The 5,855-nt window shown below is 30.7% G+C and carries 6 protein-coding genes and 1 pseudogene; 2 read left to right on the plus strand and 5 right to left on the minus strand.

Going from position 1 to position 5,855, the window contains the following annotated elements; genetic code table 11:
- Positions 1-2,134: valine--tRNA ligase (locus QNK89_RS04815; protein ID WP_340169830.1), on the minus strand; the 2,134-nt coding region annotated here is incomplete at its 3' end.
- A gap of 184 nt (positions 2,135-2,318) precedes the next feature.
- On the opposite strand from QNK89_RS04815, the gene QNK89_RS04820 reads away from it, so the two are divergent.
- Positions 2,319-2,747, plus strand: coding sequence for a DUF1573 domain-containing protein (locus tag QNK89_RS04820; RefSeq protein ID WP_340169831.1), 429 nt, complete (start codon positions 2,319-2,321; stop codon positions 2,745-2,747).
- Positions 2,748-2,849: 102 nt separating this feature from the next.
- On the opposite strand, the pseudogene QNK89_RS04825 reads toward QNK89_RS04820, so the two are convergent.
- The 4 genes and pseudogenes from QNK89_RS04825 to QNK89_RS04840 form a co-directional block, all read right to left on the minus strand.
- Positions 2,850-3,742, minus strand: a pseudogene (locus QNK89_RS04825) (IS1595 family transposase).
- An 11-nt stretch (positions 3,743-3,753) separates the two neighbouring features.
- The gene (locus QNK89_RS04830) at positions 3,754-4,308 is read right to left on the minus strand and encodes a PDZ domain-containing protein (RefSeq protein ID WP_340169832.1); all 555 of its coding nucleotides are present in this window, start codon (positions 4,306-4,308) and stop codon (positions 3,754-3,756) included.
- Between the two features lie 327 nt (positions 4,309-4,635).
- A complete protein-coding gene (locus tag QNK89_RS04835) occupies positions 4,636-4,917 on the minus strand; it encodes a hypothetical protein (protein WP_340169833.1) in 282 nt (93 codons plus the stop codon).
- On the minus strand, positions 4,892-5,101 hold the full coding sequence (locus QNK89_RS04840) for a hypothetical protein (protein WP_340169834.1): 210 nt from the start codon (positions 5,099-5,101) through the stop codon (positions 4,892-4,894). The genes QNK89_RS04835 and QNK89_RS04840 overlap by 26 nt, the downstream gene beginning before the upstream one ends.
- Before the next feature lie 75 nt (positions 5,102-5,176).
- On the opposite strand from QNK89_RS04840, the gene QNK89_RS04845 reads away from it, so the two are divergent.
- On the plus strand, positions 5,177-5,855 hold a 679-nt coding region (locus QNK89_RS04845), incomplete at its 3' end, for an aminotransferase class I/II-fold pyridoxal phosphate-dependent enzyme (RefSeq protein WP_340169836.1).

Consider the following 5,855-nt stretch of genomic DNA (forward strand, 5'->3'; position numbering starts at 1 on the left):
CTTCTTCAGGAGAACGTTCTGCAATATATTGCCAAATGTCTTCTGTTAGAAATGGCATAAAAGGATGTAATATTTTCAGGTTATCTTCAAAAATAGCCATTACCTTATTATACGTTAAAGCATCTATTGGTTGTTGATAAGCTGGTTTTACTATCTCTAGTAACCAACCACAAAAATCATCATAAATCAACTTATAAATAGACATTAAAACATCGCTTAAACGGTATTTACTAAAATGATCTTCTATTTCTACTAAAGCTGTTTGAAACTTTGCTTCATACCAATCTAAAGCTATTTTGCTTGAGTTAGGTTGCACTATAGCATCACTAACCTCCCAAATATTAGTTAAGTTAAAGGCGTTCCAGATTTTATTACCAAAGGCTTTTCCTTGTTGGCAAAGCGCTTCGTCAAACATTAAATCGTTTCCTGCTGCACTACTTAAAAGTAGACCAACTCTAACGCCTCCTGCTCCATAATCTTCAATAAGTTTAAGTGCGTCTGGAGAATTCCCTAAAGATTTAGACATTTTACGACGTTGCTTATCGCGAACTAAACCTGTTAAATACACATTATTGAAAGGTTTTTGATCTTTATACTCGTAGCCTGCAATTATCATTCGTGCTACCCAAAAGAATAAAATATCTGGTCCTGTTACTAAATCGTTTGTAGGGTAATAGTATTTAATTTCTTCGTTTTCTGGATTTCTAATACCATCAAACACACTCATTGGCCATAACCAAGATGAGAACCATGTATCTAAAGCATCTGTATCTTGTTTTAAATCTGATGCTTTTAAATCTAATTTACCAGTTACTTTTTGGGCTTTCTCTAATGCTTGCTCGATACTTTCTGCAACTACAAAATCTTCTTTACCATCTCCATAGTAATAGGCAGGAATTTGTTGTCCCCAAAGTAATTGTCTAGAAATATTCCAATCGCGAATATTCTCTAACCAATGACGATATGTGTTTTCAAACTTCTTAGGAAATAATTTTATTTCTGCATCTTCACCTAAAACAGACTCTATTGCTGGTTTTACCAACTCTTCCATTTTTAAGAACCATTGGTCGCTTAATCTTGGTTCGATAACTGCCTTTGTTCTTTCGCTTGTTCCTACTTTATTAATGTGAGTTTCAGTTTTTGTTAAAACACCTGTTTCTTCTAATAATTTGGCAACATTTTTTCTAGCCACAAAACGTTCTTGACCTTCAAATTGCAATCCGAAGCTATTTAAAGAAGCATCTTCATTAAAAATATCTATTACTTCTAATTTATGCTTGTCTCCTAAAAACTTATCATTTTCATCGTGAGCAGGTGTTACTTTTAAACAACCTGTACCAAACTCTATATCTACATATTCATCTTCTATAATAGGAATCACTCTCCCTGAAATAGGAACTATTGCTTTTTTGCCTTTTAAATGCGTAAAACGTTCATCATTAGGGTTTATACAAATGGCAGTATCTCCAAAAATGGTTTCTGGTCTTGTGGTAGCGATAGTTAAAGTATTAACACTTCCTTCAATTTTATAATTTAAATAATATAAATTTCCTTGACGTTCTTCGTGTATAACTTCTTCATCAGACAATGTTGTTTTTGCCTCTGGATCCCAGTTTACCATTCGGTAACCTCTATATATTAATCCTTTTTCATGCAAATCGACAAAAACTTTAATTACAGCTTCAGACATATCATCGTCCATTGTGAATTTTGTACGCTCCCAATCGCAAGAACATCCTAATTTTTTAAGTTGTTCTAGAATTACACCACCATATTCTTCGGTCCAATCCCAAGCATGCTTTAAAAACTCTTCTCTAGTTAAATCGTTTTTATCAATACCTTGCTCTTTCAAACGTGCAACAACCTTAGCTTCGGTTGCAATAGAGGCATGGTCTGTTCCTGGCACCCAACAGGTATTTTTACCTTGTAAGCGTGCACGTCGAATAAGCACATCTTGTATGGTATTATTAAGCATGTGTCCCATATGCAAAATACCTGTAACGTTTGGAGGTGGAATTACAATAGTGTAAGGTTCTCTTTCGTCTGGCGTAGAATGAAAATAGTTATGCTCTGTCCAGTAGCTGTACCATTTATTTTCTACTGCTTTTGCATCATATTTTGATGGAATGTTCATACTTTGGAATAGTTTTTGAATATTAATTAGCAAAAATACTTATATTTCTGTTTCTGTGAAATATTAAAATGTATTAATGTACAGTTAAATATGCTGAATGTACTTGTAAGATTGTATTATATCTAATAATTTTGCAGAACGAGTAAAAAGTACTTAAATTTACGAACACTTAAAATAGAAGATGATGAAAAAAATAATAACATTATTATTTGTAGGATTAATTAGTTTTTCAATTAATGCTCAAGATAAAGTAGCTAAAATTGAATTTAAAGAAACGACCATTGATTACGGTACTGTAGAAAAAGGTGCTAATGGCCTGAGAACATTTGAATTTACAAATACTGGAGATGCTCCATTAATTGTATCTAAAGTGAGTTCTAGTTGTGGTTGTACTGTACCAAAAAAACCTAAAGCTCCTATTATGCCTGGAATGACAGGTGAAATTGAAGTTAAGTATGACACAAACCGTGTTATGCCAATTAGAAAAACAATTACTGTTCTATCTAATGCATCTACACCAACTGTAACACTTAAAATTAAAGGAGAAGTTATAGATCCTTCTAAAGCTAGTGTACTTACTAAAACAAAAAGTAAAAGCGTAATGGAACAATAAACCCATATTCTTAATTAATTTAAAAAAGCCAAAAACATATGTTTTTGGCTTTTTTAGTTTATTAAAGACTCTAATTTAAAAATAACCTTTAGAGGTCAGTAGTTAATTACTTATAAATTCAGATTGATAGATTTTGTCAGCTTCCACCATTTTAACCATTAGGTTATTAAATATCGTTGCTTTACTTTGAGAACGGTTTATTCTAAAACAAAACTCGTTAAAATATCTGTTTAAATTATGTTCACTTACCCAAGAATATGTTGTTCTAATCCATGATTTTACTTGATGAATCATAGTGTGTAAGGCTTTAAAATTTAATCCTTTATTACTTTCAATTTGAGTAATATTGTAGACTTTAGCAATAGGTTTATAACCTCTCCATTTATCAGTAGTAACTTTTGCCGCTCTGTTTATATGGTTGATGAAAATGTATTGTAGTGACTGTGAAGAAAAATCTTCAATGGTCATAGCATACATACGTTTTACTTTTCCATCTTCTGTAAGCTGAACAGCTGTTACTGCCTTTTTCTTCTTGCTGTTATAACTACGTCCAACTTTACCTTGTTCTTTTCCACCTAGAACAAATTCGTCAACATGAACATTGCCATCCATCGGATTATTACCCTTTGAAGACATAGCCTCTCGCACTTTTAACATGAATAAACGTGCGGTTTTTCGGTAACTCCATAACGAATTCCCATATAACTAGCAGATAGACTTTTAGTTGTAGTCGACATCTCAAAACAGATAAAAAAGGCTTTTCTAACTCCAAATTTAACTTTATGAAAAAGAGTGTTAGAGGTCGCAGATTCTATATGCCTACAGATATTACACTGTCTACCAAAATCTTTAAGTGATTGATAAGCTGTATGATTACATTTTAAGCATTTATAAGTAGTTTTTGCCTTCAAAATAGCTAAATATTCCTTACAATTTTCATCTGTTTTAAACCGATCAGAGAACTCTAGAAGATTTTGACCCTTAAATATTTCCATAATTAACAAATTTAATAGTATTTAAGATACGTAATTAAATACTGACCTCTAATAACCTTTATTCTTTTTCCTAACCTTTCAACTTCCATACTAATGCTTTTACCTTGTTTATCATAAAACTTATAAATTAGTTCTTGTAGACTAAATTTATTAGAGTCATTACCATTAATTTTTATTATTACATCTCCTTTTTGAAGTCCTACTCTAGCAGCTGGAGAGTCAGGTCTTACAAAAGAAATGGTATACGCTTTCTTAACTATAAATTTTCTGGTGTTTGTATAAACAGCTTGAACGTTAATTGTATTAATTCTTCTATCCTTAATATTAGATATTGTATTGGGCTCATATTCTGTAACTAATCTTACACCTTCATTCTCTACTTCTAATCCACTTTTGTTATAACTAAATATTTTTTTAAAATTCGAATTAGGTTTAATAACCATTCTAGCATTACTGTAATCTAAAATAATATTAAAACGCTTTAAAATTTCACCACCAACGCTACCATTTCTATCTTTTATTTTTCTTAAAAAAGAGGTATAGGTAGAATCTGGATAGGCAACCAAAGGGCTGTTTAGAACTAAAGATTTAGCACTAAAATAAATTATTTTAGAACGTTTACCATATACAGTTCCACTTAATCCATAGCCTAAAAAGTCGTTGAAATAGTTGTCTTTAACTTTTAAACCTAAACTATCATTTTCAAAAAGCCAAAGTGCATCACTACTTCCGGAGTCTATTAATAATTTTACAGGTATATTTTTATCTAATACACTAACTGAAACATTAAAATAAGGCTTATTATTATAAAACTCTAATGGAAAAGTTTCACATTTTTTACAAATTTTATATTTATACTTTTCTGGATTGGTTAATTTTATTTGCTTTATTATTTAGCAAATACTAACTACTAAATCCTTAAATAAATCATAACCAATAATACCATGAATTGGGATTCCTAGTTTAGGCGCAAAATTTATAGATGAATCAAAAATGACATAAAAATCTTGATTAGTATTTACTGCATCACCTATTTTAAAAGTGTTTCCAGAAGATTTTAGTGCTGGGACTTTGCCATTATTCCCAAGACCTTTTAGGTAAATAGTTTCTGCATTTAAAATCTCTAAAGAATCTGATGCATTTAAAAAATTAAATACAATTAGGTTTACTAACACCAGAGTCTAGTAGAAAAGAAAGCTGAACACCGTTAACTTCAACTGGAATAATAATAACATTATTAAGCAGTTTAAAATTAATTTTATCTACTCCTTTTTTATTATTTACAACATACTTACCTTGTGCTAAAGAAAGCAAAGGCAAAAAAAAGATAATTAAAAACAATATGTTTTTTATTTTCATAACAACTTAAGTTAAGAAATATAATAACACAGATTAAACTTTTTTTTTGCAACTTTGTTATATAAAATTTATACCATGCCATCGATTTCAAAAAAAGGGCAATCAATGCCTCAATCACCAATAAGAAAGCTTGTACCTTTTGCTGAAAAAGCATACAAACAAGGTAAAACTGTTTATCATCTAAATATTGGACAACCTGATATAAAGACACCTCAAATAGCTTTAGACGCTGTAAAAATGCATGGCTTAGATATTTTGGCTTACACAAGGTCTGAAGGTTCTGAAATTTACAGACAAAAAATAGCAGCTTATTATGCTAAAAATGATATCCATGTAAAGCATAACGATATTATTGTAACAACAGGAGGAAGTGAAGCTCTTTTATTTGCCTTTGGAAGTATAATGGATGTGGATGATGAGTTAATTATTCCTGAACCTTTTTATGCTAATTACAACGGTTTTTCAACAGCATCTGGAGTAAAAGTAGTGCCTGTAATTTCAAAAATAGAAGATAACTTTGCATTACCACCAATAGAAGAGTTCGAGAAATTGATTACTCCTAAAACAAAAGGGATATTAATTTGTAACCCAGGAAATCCTACAGGATATTTATACTCTAAAGACGAAATTAAAAAATTAGCTGCTATAGTCAAAAAACATGATTTGTTTTTAATTGCAGACGAGGTTTATAGAGAATTTGCTTACGATGGAGCAAAACATTACTCTATTTTACAAGAAGACGGGTTAGATGACC

It is taken from the genome of Lacinutrix sp. (genome assembly GCF_037625555.1).
Classification (GTDB): domain Bacteria; phylum Bacteroidota; class Bacteroidia; order Flavobacteriales; family Flavobacteriaceae; genus Lacinutrix.

Excerpts from the sequence above, each read along its gene's own strand:
- QNK89_RS04820 (WP_340169831.1), top strand. The coding sequence starts at position 2,319 with ATGAAAAAAATAATAACATTATTATTTGTAGGATTAATTAGTTTTTCA.
- QNK89_RS04840 (WP_340169834.1), bottom strand. The coding sequence starts at position 5,101 with ATGAAAATAAAAAACATATTGTTTTTAATTATCTTTTTTTTGCCTTTG.